The sequence below is a fragment of the Rahnella sp. AA genome, from assembly GCF_002834385.1.
Taxonomy (GTDB): domain Bacteria; phylum Pseudomonadota; class Gammaproteobacteria; order Enterobacterales; family Enterobacteriaceae; genus Rahnella.
The window spans coordinates 471,457-484,923 of the sequence record NZ_PITQ01000003.1; the positions used below are offsets into that span (position 1 = coordinate 471,457).

General features: G+C 57.3%; 12 protein-coding genes and 1 tRNA gene. 8 read left to right on the forward strand and 5 right to left on the reverse strand.

The features are described 5' to 3' along the window. Positions 1-53: 53 nt before the first annotated feature. From CWS43_RS10695 to CWS43_RS10705, 3 genes are all read left to right on the forward strand, one after another. Positions 54-518, forward strand: a complete 465-nt coding sequence (locus tag CWS43_RS10695) for a YchJ family protein (RefSeq protein WP_101076919.1) — start codon at positions 54-56, stop codon at positions 516-518. Between the two features lie 46 nt (positions 519-564). Then, entirely contained in the window at positions 565-1,413 is an 849-nt protein-coding gene (gene purU, locus CWS43_RS10700) for a formyltetrahydrofolate deformylase (protein WP_101076920.1), read from the forward strand. A 202-nt stretch (positions 1,414-1,615) separates the two neighbouring features. Further along, a tRNA-Tyr gene (locus CWS43_RS10705) sits at positions 1,616-1,700 on the forward strand. A gap of 66 nt (positions 1,701-1,766) precedes the next feature. On the opposite strand, the gene CWS43_RS10710 is transcribed toward CWS43_RS10705, so the two are convergent. Genes CWS43_RS10710 through CWS43_RS10720 form a run of 3 tightly spaced genes read right to left on the reverse strand, consistent with a single transcriptional unit; the run spans position 1,767 to position 6,174 of the window. Then, complete coding sequence (locus CWS43_RS10710; RefSeq protein WP_101076921.1) at positions 1,767-3,587, reverse strand: ABC transporter ATP-binding protein; 1,821 nt, start codon at positions 3,585-3,587, stop codon at positions 1,767-1,769. Position 3,588: 1 nt separating this feature from the next. Next, a complete protein-coding gene (locus CWS43_RS10715; RefSeq protein ID WP_101076922.1) occupies positions 3,589-5,022 on the reverse strand; it encodes a M81 family metallopeptidase in 1,434 nt (477 codons plus the stop codon). A 12-nt stretch (positions 5,023-5,034) separates the two neighbouring features. Next, positions 5,035-6,174, reverse strand: coding sequence for an ROK family transcriptional regulator (locus tag CWS43_RS10720; RefSeq protein ID WP_101076923.1), 1,140 nt, complete (start codon positions 6,172-6,174; stop codon positions 5,035-5,037). 224 nt (positions 6,175-6,398) lie between these two features. On the opposite strand from CWS43_RS10720, the gene CWS43_RS10725 reads away from it, so the two are divergent. The 4 genes from CWS43_RS10725 to CWS43_RS10740 are packed head-to-tail and all read left to right on the forward strand — an operon-like array spanning position 6,399 to position 10,683. Further along, positions 6,399-7,943: an ABC transporter substrate-binding protein gene (locus CWS43_RS10725; protein WP_101076924.1), complete on the forward strand. Its 1,545-nt coding sequence runs from the start codon at positions 6,399-6,401 to the stop codon at positions 7,941-7,943. 27 nt (positions 7,944-7,970) lie between these two features. Continuing rightward, positions 7,971-8,891, forward strand: a complete 921-nt coding sequence (locus CWS43_RS10730) for an ABC transporter permease (protein WP_101076925.1) — start codon at positions 7,971-7,973, stop codon at positions 8,889-8,891. Next, on the forward strand, positions 8,891-9,757 hold the full coding sequence (locus CWS43_RS10735) for an ABC transporter permease (RefSeq protein ID WP_101076926.1): 867 nt from the start codon (positions 8,891-8,893) through the stop codon (positions 9,755-9,757). Before CWS43_RS10730 ends, CWS43_RS10735 begins: the two co-directional genes overlap by 1 nt. Beyond that, positions 9,754-10,683, forward strand: a complete 930-nt coding sequence (locus tag CWS43_RS10740) for an ROK family protein (RefSeq protein ID WP_101076927.1) — start codon at positions 9,754-9,756, stop codon at positions 10,681-10,683. Before CWS43_RS10735 ends, CWS43_RS10740 begins: the two co-directional genes overlap by 4 nt. Before the next feature lie 24 nt (positions 10,684-10,707). On the opposite strand, the gene CWS43_RS10745 is transcribed toward CWS43_RS10740, so the two are convergent. Next, positions 10,708-11,598: a dihydrodipicolinate synthase family protein gene (locus CWS43_RS10745; protein ID WP_101076928.1), complete on the reverse strand. Its 891-nt coding sequence runs from the start codon at positions 11,596-11,598 to the stop codon at positions 10,708-10,710. Between the two features lie 43 nt (positions 11,599-11,641). Further along, complete coding sequence (locus tag CWS43_RS10750; protein ID WP_369825856.1) at positions 11,642-12,334, reverse strand: N-acetylmannosamine-6-phosphate 2-epimerase; 693 nt, start codon at positions 12,332-12,334, stop codon at positions 11,642-11,644. A 166-nt stretch (positions 12,335-12,500) separates the two neighbouring features. On the opposite strand from CWS43_RS10750, the gene CWS43_RS10755 reads away from it, so the two are divergent. Next, on the forward strand, positions 12,501-13,373 hold the full coding sequence (locus CWS43_RS10755) for an N-acetylmannosamine kinase (protein WP_101076930.1): 873 nt from the start codon (positions 12,501-12,503) through the stop codon (positions 13,371-13,373). Positions 13,374-13,467: the final 94 nt, after the last annotated feature.

Sequence of the window (13,467 nt, forward strand, 5' to 3'; positions counted from 1 at the left end):
TTGGTGCATTCAATAGCGCAACCTGCGCACCGGCAGCCGATTCAGGAGTTCCCGTGTCACAACTTTGCCCTTGTTGCAGCAACCTTTCTTATGAAGAGTGCTGCCAGCCATACCTTTCTGAGACCAAAGTGGCGCCCACTCCGTCTGCCTTAATGCGTTCGCGATACACGGCATATGCCCTGAAAAATGCGAGTTATCTGATCGCCACCTGGCACCCGGACTGTCAGCCCGAACAATGGCGCGGCAGTTTACAGGAAGGCTTCGCGAATACGCACTGGCAAGGATTGCAGGTTATTGCATCGCAGGACGGACGTGATGCCGGCGAAGGCTTTGTCGAGTTTGCAGCACGTTTCACCGAGCCCGGTGATGAGAAAATTCATCTCATCCATGAACGCTCGCGATTTCTTCGTTTGAAAGATCGCTGGTACTATATCGACGGAATTAAACCGCAGACAGGCCGCAATGACGCCTGCCCGTGCGGATCGGGTAAAAAATATAAGAAGTGCTGCGGTAAATAAACCGGCTGCTTAATTAATACGAGAATTCGACAGGATCCACACCCTCATGCCGCAACAGAACGTACAAACTAAGGTGTTACGCACCATTTGCCCTGACGCAAAAGGTCTGATCGCCAAAATCACCAACATTTGCTACAAACACGAACTCAACATCGTGCAAAACAACGAATTTGTGGATCACCGCACCGGGCGCTTCTTCATGCGTACCGAGCTGGAAGGGATCTTCAACGACAACACGCTGCTGGCCGATCTGGACAGTGCGCTGCCTGCCGGTTCAGTGCGTGAACTCAACAGCACCGGGCGTCGCCGCATCGTGATTCTGGTCACCAAAGAAGCGCACTGCCTTGGCGACTTGCTGATGAAAGCCGCTTACGGCGGTCTGGATGTGGAAATTGCCGCCGTTATCGGTAACCACGATACGCTGCAAACACTGGTTGAACGTTTTGATATTCCGTTCCATCTGGTCAGCCACGATGGCCTGACCCGCGAACAGCATGACAGCGCCATGATTGCGCAAATCGACCAGTACCAGCCTGATTATGTGGTGCTGGCGAAATACATGCGCGTCCTCACGCCAGGTTTTGTCCAGCATTACCCGCATCAGGTGATCAACATTCACCACTCGTTCCTGCCGGCCTTTATCGGCGCACGTCCGTATCATCAGGCTTACGAACGTGGCGTGAAACTGATTGGTGCCACGGCGCACTACGTTAATGACAATCTGGACGAAGGTCCGATCATCATGCAGGACGTTATCAACGTCGATCACACCTATACCGCTGAAGATATGATGCGTGCAGGCCGTGACGTTGAGAAAAATGTGCTCAGCCGCGCGTTATACCGCGTGCTGGCACAGCGCGTATTTGTTTACGGTAACCGCACCGTTATTCTGTAACCCGCGCGCCTGACGGTGCTTTTCGCTCAGAGAAGCACCGTTAAGGGCAAAAAAACCGCAAACGAACTTTTTTATCGCTTTCAGCGCTTTACACATCCGTTTCATTTGGTATTATGCGCCCCGTTCGCAGCTAACCGCTGTAACGAGAAATCATCCATGTAGCGCATGATGATTTTAAAAGAGTAAAGACCACGAAAATTGTGGTGGGGTTCCCGAGCGGCCAAAGGGAGCAGACTGTAAATCTGCCGTCATCGACTTCGAAGGTTCGAATCCTTCCCCCACCACCATCTCAACGGCGCCAGCCGCTGAGATAGCCTTGAAACCTTCGGTGTTACTTCTAAAACGTCCCAAATTCAAACCTGAACAAAATGTCCTGCTGATACTTCCTGATACTGCCTTTGCGGTGGAATATAACCGTTATCGCGCACCGGGCTTTTCAGCTCATCGACCTGCATCTGTCGTTTCAGCATTCTGCGCGACGGATCCGGCACCGGCACTGACGCCATCAGCTTGCGCGTGTACGGATGCTGCGGATTATCGAATATCGCCGCACGCGGTCCGATCTCAACAATTTCCCCCAGATACATCACCGCCACGCGATGACTGACCCGTTCCACCACCGCCATATCGTGCGAAATAAACAGATACGACAGATTCATGCTTTCCTGCAAATCGAGCAGCAGATTGACCACCTGCGCTTTCACCGACACATCCAGCGCGGAAACCGATTCGTCGGCCACAATCACTTTGGGGTCTAACGTCAGCGCACGGGCGATACAAATTCGCTGACGCTGACCGCCGGAAAATTCATGTGGAAAACGACGCATCATATCCGCCGACAGCCCGACTTTTTGCATCAGCGACGCCGCTTTTTCACGCGCATCACTGCGGGTATGCAGTTTGTGTTGCAGCATCGGTTCGATCAGCGCGTCGCCAATGCGCATACGCGGATTCAGGCTGGCAAACGGATCCTGAAAAATCATCTGGATGCGCTGACGCATTTGCAAAATATCGCGTTTACCCAGATTCATCACATCAAAACCGTCGAAATCAATCGCACCGCTGTGCGGTTTCAGCAAACGCGTCACGGCGCGGCCCGTCGTCGATTTTCCGCAGCCGGATTCCCCGACCAGTGAAAGCGTTTCGCCCTGGAATAATTCGAAGCTGATATTTTCGACCGCATGCACCGCGCCGACCTGACGGCTGAATACGCCACCATATACAGGGAAACGCGCGCTCAGATTCTTCACCGAAAGCAGCGGCGCCTGCCCGGTATCGACCGTTCCGGCCACTTCCAGCGGCGTATTCGCCTCACCGGTTTGCAGATTGATTTGCGGGAAACGCAGCGGCCAGTCGCGGCCGCGCATCGACCCGAGTTTGGGCACCGCGGCCAGCAGCGCGCGGGTATAAGGATGTTGCGGGCGATGGAAGATATCTTCTGTCGCCCCGCTTTCCACCGCTTCGCCGCGATACATCACCAGCGTCCGGTCAGCGATTTCCGCCACCACGCCCATATCGTGCGTGATGAATAAAACGGCCATGCCCTCCTCTTCTTGCAACGTCTTGATCAAGTCCAGAATTTGTCCCTGAATCGTCACGTCCAGCGCCGTTGTCGGTTCATCGGCAATCAGCAGTTTGGGTTTCAGCGCCAGCGCCATAGCAATCATCACGCGCTGACGCATCCCGCCGGAAAACTGATGCGGGTATTCATCAAACCGTTTTTCCGCATTAGGAATGCGCACCTTCTCCAGCAGTTTCAGCGTTTCCGCCCGTGCCTGCGAAGACGACATTCCCCGGTGGCGTTTCAGGCTTTCGGCGATTTGCCGCCCGATGCTGAACGTCGGATTGAGCGACGTCATCGGTTCCTGAAAAATCATCGCCATCTCGTTGCCGCGAATATCGCGCATTTCCTTATCCGATAACGCCAGCAAACTGCGCTGATTCAGCCGGACTTCCCCCACAATCTGGCTGCTTTGCGCCTTCAGCAGGCGCATCACCGACAGCGACGTTACGCTTTTTCCCGAACCTGATTCGCCGACAATCGCCAGCGTTTCGCCAGGATAGACGTCAAACGACAAATCGCGCACTACCGGCAGCCAGTCGTCCTCCCCGCGAAAGGAGGTGGTCAGATGCTTAACGCTCAGCACGGGCTGACGGTTTTGCGGCTCGTTCATCTTATTTGCTCCTTGCCGACAGCTGAACCTTCGGCACATAGCTGAAATCGCGGTCAAACGGGAAGGTTTTGCGCGCCTTGCGGTTGCGTGGCAAACGCTCGACGAACTGATCAACTACGCCGTTCGACAGCGCCATCAGATTCGGGCTGGCAATCGGCGCCAGCTCCGGCGACAGATAACCGGATTTCACCACCACGATATCGGCGGTATGCGGATCCAGCTGCAGCACGGTGAAATCGCTGATGTTGTGATACGGGCGTCGGCGCGCCGACACCACCACGTCAATGCCGCCAGTGCGCAATACCGCCTGACGGTCAGCCGGTGCCAGCGCATCGAGCAGGAAAATCACCTCAAACTCGCCTTTCACCTGCGGGCTGGAGTGATCCAGCGAAGCGCCCAGCGTCAGCGTTAATACTGACCCGACACCGGCGTTAAACGCCGCATCGGTCGCTGGCGCGTCAGCAATTCCGGCCACTACCACATTTTGCGCATACTGCTTAATCAGTTCCTGCAGCACGTCCGCACGATCACCGACGCCGCCGCCGGTCGGGTTATCGCCGGAATCTGCCAGCACCACCGGACGGGTTTCGCAGGCAATCGCCTTGCGCACGCAGGCTTCCACCGTGTCGGTTTCACAACCGAACACGAAATCTTCACGCGCATCCCAGTAAGCCTGCGCCAGGGTTGTTGCCTGAACTTCGAGCACCGCACGGTCAGTACCGGTCATGATCACCGCCGCCGTCGCACGCGGTTCATCGGCCCAGACGTAACCGACCATCAGCGAACTGTCCCACACGCCGCCCACTTCATCCATTTCCGGCAGACGGGCATACAAACTTTTCGCCGGTTCATCTTCCGTGCTGGTGCGTTCGCCCGGCAGCACAACCGGCACCGGCACCCACAGCAGTGTCGGTTTTTCCCCGGTTTGCAGATGCTTCACTAACATGGCCACCGAGCGGCGCATGGTTTCTTCCACGTCGATGTGCGGCGCGGTGCGGTACGTCGAAAACATATCAATGGCGTCGATAATTCGTTGTGAGACATTGCCGTGCAAATCGTAACTGACGCTGATCGGGCAATCCGGCCCGAGCGCTTTACGCGCGGCGGCAATCCAGTCGCCTTCCGCATCTTCCAGCCCCTCGACATACATGGCGCCGTGCATCGCCAGATACAGGCCATCAAACGGTTTTTGCGCTTCCAGCCCGGCCAGCATTTCCGCTTTGAATTTGTCGTAAGTCGCCCGCGCGACCGGCCCGCCGGCAATGGCGCGGGCGTGGATTGTCGGCAAAAACGTCGCCGGATAATCTTGCAGGAAACGAAAACGCGGCGACGCCAGCAGCTGCGCGTCACGAACAACAGTGAAATCCTTTTCCTCGTTGAGAACCGGGTTGTAAGTGCTGCATTCAATATGAATACCGCTGACAGCTATACGCATGTTGATGATTCCTCAGACTGGTTTCAGGCCGACAAGAAAGCGGTGCGCAGCAATGCTTGCCGCCGCGCGCGCCCAGGTGTCGTCGTTTAGGGTGAAAGTGCGAACCGGCGTTTTCCCGGCATTACCCGGCAACACGTTGGCTTCGATAGATTGCTGAACCACGGTGCCGAACAGGCCGGAAAAATCCGCGTCCTGATGGGCGATCAGGATTAAATCCGGATCGTTAATCTGAATAAGGTGGGATATCGCCAGGCCGAGCGCAGAACCGGCGCGATGCAAAATGCGGATAGCCGCGCTGGTGCCCTGCATCGCCTGAAGTTCCAGCCCGCCGATGGTCGTGGCGTCGAGCCCTTCGGCTTTCGCCATTTCCGCAATCGCATTCAGCGAGGCCAGCGTATCCAGGCAACCGCGCTTCCCGCAGCGGCACGGCGAGCCGTTCAGTTCCAGCGTGCAGTGGGCAATTTCCCCGGCACCGCCGTGCAGCCCGCGGTGCAGTTTTCCGGCAATGAAGTGCGCACTGCCGATCCCCGCACCGTGGCTGACCAGTGTAAAACTGCTCAGATCACGCGCCTGGCCGAAGTTTTTCTCACTCACCGCCAGCGCTTTGGCATCGTTCTCAATCGCCACGTCCATGCCGGTGGCCTGAGAAATCAGCTTCGCCAGCGGCACATCGCGCCAGCCCAGCAGCGCCGACTGCACGCAGGTGGACTGATGTTCATCAATCAGGCCCGACAACGTCACCCCGAGCCCGACCATTTTTTGAGCCGCTTCCGGGTGCGGTTCAAGGAGTGCAGGCAACGCTTGCGCGATGTTTTCCGCCAGCCGCTGCGGGTCAGAGTCCGCCGCAAAAGATACCCGTGAGAGAATTTCGCCGTGCAGATTAATCAGTGCCATCTGTGCCGGGTTTTGCAGCAAAGAAACGCCCGCAAACCACGCGCCGTCCGGGTGAACGACCAGACGCACCGACGGCCTTCCCTGCCCGCTGCCTGGCACCGTTTCGGCCTCAAGCAGGAATCCGGCGTCGATCATTTCACGAACCACACCGCTTATCGCCGCTTTGCTCATCCCGCAAAGTTGCGCCAGTTCTGTACGGCTTAAATTCCCGGACGCATTCACCGCACCCAAAATCTGGCGTTGCATGGTTGTTAACATATTCGTTTTGCCGCTCTCAGTTTTGGCTCATCTGCATTGACATTAAACGGTAGAAATGGATAGATCAATGCCAATTAGTTCACAAAATAAACTAAATGTTCCGACATAAGTATTTCATATGAACTATTTGTTAAAAAATGTCTTGTAATGAGATCTGTCGAATAACGCAATAAAACGACACAGCCAGAGCCACTTAATCCGATTTTTCACGCAGAGGGCAGAACATGAAGATTACCCGTTACATCCGGCGTCCCGTGCAGTTATCACTGCTGAGCAGCGCCCTTCTCGCCGCGTTTTCGCTGCCGGTTTTCGCCGCCACGCTGAACGTGATGCAAAACGAAGCGCCGCGCAGCATGGACCCGGGCAACCAGACCGCCACGTTTACCGGCACGGTGTTGGATCCGATGTACGAAGGTCTGCTGCGCATGTCGCCTCAGCTGAAACCGGAAGCCGCGCTCGCCACCTCATGGAGCAGCGATGAAAGCGGTCTGGTCTGGACATTCAAACTGCGCAGCGGCGTGACATTCCACGACGGCACGCCGTTTAACGCCGACGCCGTAGTCGCCAACTTCGCCCGCCATCTCGACACCAAACGCGGGTTGGCCGCCAGCGGACGTCTGCGCACCTTCCTCGACAGCGTCACCAAAACCGACGAATCCACCGTTGTCTTCAAACTGAAAAAACCGTATCCGGCCTTCCTGAATTTACTCACCACCGGCGCGTGTCTGATGGTCAGCCCGGCGGCGGATAAAACCGGTACGCTCGACAGCAAAGCCGTCGGCACCGGCCCGTACAAAATGGTGCAGTACAAAACCGGCGAATTCGTGCTGGAAGAAAAATATCCGGGCTACTGGGGTGATAAAGCCGCCGGGCCGGACGACATCAAATGGACGTGGAGCGCCGAGCCGTCAGTCATGAACATGGCACTGCAGGCCGGTGAAACCGACGTCATCAACCCGGTGCCGCCGCAGTTCGCCCGCGTGCTGAAAAACAATCCGAAATTCAGCCTGCACGAAAGCCCGGGTGCCGCCGTGTTCTGGGTCGCGCTCAACACCGATCTCAAACCGCTTAGCGACGTTCGCGTCCGTCAGGCGCTGAACTACGCCACCGACCGCGACGGGCTGGTGCGCGCCATCATGTCCGGCTTCGCGCAACCTGCGAATTCCCCGCTGGCACCGGTTACCGCCGGTTATGACAAAACGCTGAATCCGTATCCGCTGGATCTCGCCAAAGCCAAAGCGCTGTTAAAAGAAGCCGGTGTCGCTGACGGATTCAGCATGTCGATTGCGGTACAGGGCCAGGACGCGCGGATCGGCCAGGTGCTGCAAAGCATGTGGGCAAAAATTGGCGTGAAACTGGACGTGCGTATTATGGAAAGCGGCGTGTGGACCAAAGCCGCGTTTGCCGATCAGGCCGGGAAAAAAGCCGATAACACCGGCGCAATTCTGGCGTCATGGTCTTCCGGCGCGAACGGCGCAGACCTGCAACTTCGTCCGCTGTATTACAGTAAAAGCTTCGCTCCGGGCGGCGCAAACCTCGGCTTCTTTAACGATCCGAAACTCGATGAAATGTTAGATAAAGCCGCGTCAACGCTGGATGAAAATACCCGCAACGCGATTTACGTGGAGGCGCAAAAAGAAATCAACCAGCAGGCGCCGCAGGTCTTGCTGTATTACCAGAATGATTTGTACGCCACCGGCACCGGGATTTCCGGCGTGACAATGATCCCGGGCGGTCAGATCGTGGTCAAAGACGCACAGAAAAAATAACAGCGTCATTTACGGTGGAAAAGAGTGATGAAAGCCTATCTTGCCAAAAAACTTATCGCTTTCCCGATCATCCTGATCGGGGTTTCGATGCTGATTTTTGTGTCCATCCGCGCGCTGCCGGGCGATCCGGCACGCCTGATGGCCGGGCCTGAAGCCACACAGGAAGCGGTGGATGCCATGCGCGTGCGCCTCGGTCTGGATCAGCCGCTGGTCACGCAATACCTGCATTTTGCCGGTAACGTGCTGCACGGCAATCTCGGCGTCTCGTTGCAGTCGCAACAACCGGTGACGCAGGAAATCGGCGAGCGAATGCCGTACACCCTGATGCTCGCCGTGCTGTCATATTTTCTGGCGGTAGCGGTTGGCGTTCCGGCGGGCATGATAGGCGCGGTTTACCGCAACCGCTGGCCGGATTTTGGCGTGATGCTGCTGGCGATTGCCGGGGCGTCTATCGCCAACTTCTGGCTGGGGCTGATGGCGATGAATACCTTTTCGGTGAATCTCGGCTGGCTGCCGCTGCTCGGCGCCACGTCGTGGAAAAGCTACATTTTGCCCTCGGTCACGCTGGCGGTTTTGCCGATGGCCGTGATGGCGCGCATGACGCGTTCGAGCATGCTCGACGTCTTGTCGGAAGATTATATCCGCACCGCGCGCGCCAAAGGGTTATCCGCCACCACGGTTTATTGCAGCCACGCCTTTCGCAACGCGCTGATCCCGATTGTCACCATTGTGGCGCTCAATTTCGGCAGCCTGATTGGCGGCGCTGTGGTCACGGAATCCGTCTTCAACTGGCCGGGCATTGGCCGGCTGCTGGTCGATTCCGTGCGCTACCGTGATTATCCGGTGATCCAGGGCGTCGCGCTGGTGGCCGTTTGCGGCGTGGTGGTGATGAACCTGCTCGGTGAATTACTGATAGCCTTCCTGAATCCAAAAATAAGGTTCGACTAATGTCTGCCATTATCACGCAATTACCCCGTCGCAAGCCGCGCACGCTGCGGTTGTTTCGCTGGTGCTGGCGTCATCCTGCGGTGACGCTCGGCGGCCTGATTGTCGGCCTGATCGTCCTGATGGGGTTGTTCGCGCCGCTGATTGCCCGTCACGATCCTTATGCACAGGATCTGATTGATACCCTGCTCGCACCGAACGCCGATCACTGGTTTGGCACCGACGATTATGGCCGCGATATCTTTGCCCGTGTCATTTACGGCGCGCGGATTTCCATTGTCGAAGTGGTGCTGAGCGTCGGGCTGGCGATGATTATCGGCATTCCGTTAGGGATTATTGCCGGTATGGCCGGTCGTTATACCGACATGATCATCATGTGGTTTATGGACATGCTGTTTGCGTTTCCGGGCATCGTGCTGGCAATTCTGGTGGTCAGCATTCTTGGCGGCGGGCTGGTCAACCTACTGATCGCCATTTCCCTGTTTGCGATCCCGGTCTATGCGCGTCTGAGCCGTAACCTCACGCTCGGTTTAAAGCAGATGGAATACGTCGAAGCCGCGCAGGCGCTCGGGTTGTCGAATTACCGGATTATCGTGCATTACATTCTGCGCAACGCCATCGGCCCGATCATTGTGCAATCGACGCTGACCGCGGGCACCGTTATTCTGGCCGCCGCCAGCCTCTCATTTTTAGGTTTAGGCGTGCAACCGCCGATGCCGGAATGGGGTACCATGATGAGCGATGGCCGTAACTTCCTCGGCATTAATATTTACCTTTCGCTGTTCCCGGGTCTGGCCATTATGCTGACCGTGCTTGGTTTTAACGTACTGGGCGACGGGCTGCGCGACTTACTGGACACACGCTCATGAGTTCTGCGGTTTTCTGCGCCGATATCGGCGGTTCATTTATTAAGTTTGGCGTTTCACGTGCTTCCGGCGAAGTGGAAGAATGCGGCAAAGTGCCGACACCCGTTTCGTCGTGGGATGATTTCGTGGCGGCAATGCAAAACTTCATCACACAGTTTGGCGGGGATTTACCCGTGTCTGCCCCGCTGGCGATTTCCACCGCCGGGCTGGTTTCTCCGCAAACCGGCGAACTGCTGGCGACCAACATTCCGGCCTTCACCGGACGTTCACTGGCAAAAGATCTGAGCGCGGCGCTGAACCGCCCGGTCACCGCCGCCAACGACGCCGACTGTTTTGCACTGGCCGAAGCCCACGCCGGAAACGCGCAAAATCATGCGGTGGTTGTGGCGATTATTCTGGGTACCGGCGTCGGCGGCGGCGTGGTCATTAACGGCCATCTGGTTCGCGGCCACGGTGGCGTCACCGGCGAATGGGGACACGGCGCCATCACGCGCACCGAAGTCATGATTGACGGCGAAACCTACGCCGTTCCGCGCCTCAAATGCGGCTGCGGCCAGACCGGTTGCCTCGACATGCTGGGTGCCGCACGCGGCCTTGAGCGCCTGCATAAGCATTTCCATCAGCAGGATAAAACCAGCCTGGAGATCGTCAGCGGCTGGCAAGCCGGTAATGCGGCCTGCGGGCTGACGGTAAACGCCTGGCTGCAAATCGTATCCGAACCGCTGGCGCTGCTGGTGAATATTCTCGGCCCCTCACGGATCGTTGCGGGCGGCGGCCTGGCGTCTGCGACGGCGCTGATTGCGGCGCTGGATCAGGCGGTGCGTAAAGGTGTTTTGCATACGTATGATCAGCCGCTGCTGGTGCCGGGGAAATTTCTGACAGCTGGCGGGCTGGTAGGGGCATCGGTGATGGGGAGGATAGAAAAATAGTTTTTACTCCTCCCCTGCACTGAACTAAAAACCTAATGCATCGCGCATGCGGTTTTCGACGGTTTGTTTTTGTTCCCGGGTCAGTGCGCGCAGCGGAAGGCGCGGGTTGCCGGCGTCGATGCCGTGCAGTTTCATCGCGGCTTTGCCTGCGGCGACGCCGCCGAATTCCACCAGTACGCGGATCAGCACCACAACGCGATCCATACCCTGACGGACGGCGGTCTGATTTCCGGCGTTAAAATCATCAATAATTTTATGGAACAGCGGCGCGGCGTAGTTATAGGTGCTGCCGACTGCGCCGGTGGCACCAACGGCCAGACCGCCGGGCAGGTGTTCGTCGACGCCAAACGGGATATCGAATTTACCGCCGCTGACGCGCTGGCAGCGCTGGAATTCATACAAATCCGCGCTGTTGAATTTAATACCGGACAGGTTCGGGATTTTGGATTCGCCTTTGATCAGGAACTGCTCCATATCCAGATTCACGCCAGACATACCGGAATGGTAATAATAGAAACCTTTCGACGGTGCCGCCGACGCTATCGCCTGACAGTAATCAATCAGGTCATCCACGTTTGCCGGTTTAAAGAAGCATGGCCCGATAACCGACGTGGCAAAAATATCCAGCGTTTCGGCGTGGCGCGATAAATCCACCGCGTCTTTTATACTGAGTGCGCCGGTGTGCAGCGTAATGCTTAATTTTCCCTGCGCAGCTTTTACCCAGCGTTCGGCGATTTTTTTACGTTCTTCAACTGAACAGTGAATACCTTCACCGGTGGTTCCGCAGACGTAAACGCCCTTCACGCCGTCGTTCACCAGATGTTCCGCTATCTGGTCGATGACCGGAAAGTTCACCTCGCCCTGCGCATCAAACGGCGTGTGTGGAGCAGCAATCAGACCTGTTAATTTTTTCATGTGCTTTCTCATCAATGGGAAGTTAAGGGAATCAGTCCGTTTTTCAGAAACCAGTCAGTTTGTTCTTTTCGTTTTGCGCAATGGCCGCACAAAACCAGCCGCAAATGTGTTCAATTCTCGTAACGGCAGAACCGACGGTCACGGCGTAAGCGCCTGCCGCCATCACCTCGGCGGCCAGCGCGGGGGAGTTGTAACGGCCTTCGGCAATCACCCGGCATCCGGCCTGCGCCAGTTCGCGGACCAGTGCGATATCCGGCGTTTCAGGCACCGGCGTTTGGGTATAGCCCGAGAGCGTCGTGCCGATAAAATCACAGCCAAGTTTTTGCGCCATCAGGCCATCTTCGAGGCATGATGCGTCGGCCATCGTCAGGCATCCGGCTTCGCGGGCGCGCTGATACAACGCCCCGACCGGCACAGGGCGAAAACGCTGCGTGACGTCGAAAGCAATAATGTCGGCTCCCGCGGCGCTCAGCGCGTCCACGTCTTCCAGCCACGGCGTGATTCGCACGTCAGAATCCGGCAGGTCGCGTTTGATAATGCCGATAACCGGCGCATCCGTTGCCCGGCGCACCGCTTCGATGTTGCGGATGCCTTCAATGCGCAGCGCCACCGCCCCGCCGTCGAGCGCTGCACACGCCATCGCGGCGACGATCTCCGGTTTGTCCATGGCACTGCCGGGCACCGGCTGGCAGGAAACGATCAGCCCGTTGCCCAGCCGGGTCAGGAGATCATTCATGTTGCGCTCGTTTATCTTTACCATGAACTTAAAACTCCAATATTAAATTTTAAATGAAGTATAACTCCAATCATGGTAGATCTTTTGTTCTCAGGGCGCAATGGCGCAAATCGCCGTTACCGCTTCATGTTAGTGACCGGCATTCAGTTTTGTGAGGAAAACTCAGATGGGAAACGCTTTAGCACTGGATATAGGCGGGACAAAAATTGCAGCGGCCATTGTGGCGGAAGACGGCACGCTGTCGGAACGTCAGCAGGTCGCCACGCCGCACGGTGATGCCACCGGGTTAGCCGGTGTGCTGGAAAAACTGATTACGCCGTGGCGTCACCGGGTGGATCTGATTGCCGTCGCCTCGACCGGCATTATCAGTCAGGGGCGGCTGACCGCGCTGAACCCGGCAAATCTCGGCGGGCTGGCCGGGTTTCCTTTGCAGGACTGCATCCGCGCCGTAGCGGATTTACCGAATGTGGTGCTCAATGACGGACAGGCCGCGGCGTGGGCGGAATATCAGGCCGTGCAGGAAACCTGCGATAACGCGCTGTTTGTCACCGTCTCAACCGGCGTGGGCGGCGGGATTATCTGGAACCGAAAATTATTAACCGGCCGCAACGGGCTGGCCGGGCACATCGGCCATACCGCGTTTGATCCGCAGGGCGGGCTGTGCGGCTGCGGGCGTCGCGGTTGTGTCGAAAGCGTCGCATCGGGCACCGCCATCGGCCATGCGATGATGGAGAACGCCAGTCCGCTGGGCGCGGAACAGGTTTTCGAACGCGCCCGCGCGGGGAACAGCGAGGCGCAACGGGCGATCAGCCGTTCAGCGACTGCCGTTGCGTCAATGCTGGCGGACATGCATATTTCGCTGGATCTGGACGTCGTCATGATGGGCGGCAGCGTCGGGCTGGCGGAAGGGTATCGGGAAAAAGTGACGCATGCGCTTAACCAGTTACCGGCGGTTTACCGGGTTGCGCTGCTCCCTGCGCATCACCGGCAGGACAGCGGTTTAATCGGTGCGGCATTATGGGCCAGAGCCACGCTGTAGCCCTGACCGCCGGTAATCAGGCTTCACGGAGTCAGCCAACTATGTAATGATATGCACCGGTTAAATCATTGTTTCCGTCACTCTTTCCCCCGAG

Coding starts and splice junctions, on each gene's coding strand:
- purU (WP_101076920.1), top strand. CDS start 565: ATGCCGCAACAGAACGTACAAACTAAGGTGTTACGCACCATTTGCCCT.
- CWS43_RS10710 (WP_101076921.1), bottom strand. CDS start 3,587: ATGAACGAGCCGCAAAACCGTCAGCCCGTGCTGAGCGTTAAGCATCTG.
- CWS43_RS10715 (WP_101076922.1), bottom strand. CDS start 5,022: ATGCGTATAGCTGTCAGCGGTATTCATATTGAATGCAGCACTTACAAC.
- CWS43_RS10720 (WP_101076923.1), bottom strand. CDS start 6,174: ATGTTAACAACCATGCAACGCCAGATTTTGGGTGCGGTGAATGCGTCC.
- CWS43_RS10725 (WP_101076924.1), top strand. CDS start 6,399: ATGAAGATTACCCGTTACATCCGGCGTCCCGTGCAGTTATCACTGCTG.
- CWS43_RS10730 (WP_101076925.1), top strand. CDS start 7,971: ATGAAAGCCTATCTTGCCAAAAAACTTATCGCTTTCCCGATCATCCTG.
- CWS43_RS10735 (WP_101076926.1), top strand. CDS start 8,891: ATGTCTGCCATTATCACGCAATTACCCCGTCGCAAGCCGCGCACGCTG.
- CWS43_RS10740 (WP_101076927.1), top strand. CDS start 9,754: ATGAGTTCTGCGGTTTTCTGCGCCGATATCGGCGGTTCATTTATTAAG.
- CWS43_RS10745 (WP_101076928.1), bottom strand. CDS start 11,598: ATGAAAAAATTAACAGGTCTGATTGCTGCTCCACACACGCCGTTTGAT.
- CWS43_RS10750 (WP_369825856.1), bottom strand. CDS start 12,334: ATGAATGATCTCCTGACCCGGCTGGGCAACGGGCTGATCGTTTCCTGC.
- CWS43_RS10755 (WP_101076930.1), top strand. CDS start 12,501: ATGGGAAACGCTTTAGCACTGGATATAGGCGGGACAAAAATTGCAGCG.